At 63.7% G+C, this 857-nt stretch carries 2 protein-coding genes; one reads left to right on the forward strand and one right to left on the reverse strand.

Features of this window, described 5'->3' with window-relative positions:
- On the reverse strand, positions 1-457 hold a 457-nt coding region (locus AC1RSK_RS24140; protein ID WP_492910252.1), incomplete at its 3' end, for a TetR/AcrR family transcriptional regulator.
- 125 nt (positions 458-582) lie between these two features.
- Here AC1RSK_RS24140 and AC1RSK_RS24145 point away from each other — a divergent pair.
- The coding region (locus AC1RSK_RS24145; RefSeq protein ID WP_492910253.1) for an FAD-dependent oxidoreductase at positions 583-857 on the forward strand (275 nt) is incomplete at its 3' end.

Genomic DNA, 857 nt, shown 5'->3' on the forward strand with positions numbered 1-857 from the left:
CCGCCTTCGCGTGCAACTGACGCAACAGGGCCTCGATCTGGGCGATGACATAGGCGGGGCCGGCTTCGTACTGGAGCTTGCTTAGCGACTTTTGATTGGTCTTGTCGGCCATGATCATCGCTTCGACACCGCGGACGTCCGGGCTGAGCAGCGTGCGAAGCAGGGATGATCCCACCGCCATGAGCTGATCTTCGGCCGAGCCGCCGACGCCTTCGATAAGGGTCAGGGGTGCAAACTGGCTGCAGTGGGCCGCGATGGCCGCGCCGAACAGCGCCTCCTTGTTCTCGAAGCGCCGATAGATGCTGAGCTTGGATATCCTCGCTCGCTTGGCGACCTTGTCCAAGGTCGTCGCTTGAAAACCCAATTCCACAAAGAGGTCGTACGCGGCGTCGACGATGGTTTGGCCAAGCGCCTCGTTGGCGGGCCGGCCGCGCCGGGCCTGGCTGTTTGCAGTCACGACAATTCCAGTCCTTGACAGTATCCAAATTCTTGCATTACGATACCATACAGTATCCGAAATAAGCAAGCCACCGCGGCAGGCCCAGCCCAGCCTCCTCCATCCCCACCACGGAGCCCATCACCATGGATGACGTCATCATCATCGGCGGCAGCTTTGCCGGTCTCGCCGCCGCCCTGCAGCTCGGTCGCGCCCGCCGCAAGGTCACCGTTCTCGATACGGGCCTGCCGCGCAATCGCTTCGCCGGCCATTCGCATGGCCTGCTCGGCCACGATCACAAGCCGCCGCTGGACATCCTGGCCGAGGCGCGGCGGCAGCTGGCGCGCTATCCGACGATCAGGCTGGTCAATGCCCGGGCCGACAGCGTCTCCGGCGCCATCGACGACTTCTCCGTCCTCAC

This window comes from Caulobacter sp. GW821-FHT11A05 (assembly GCF_058809015.1).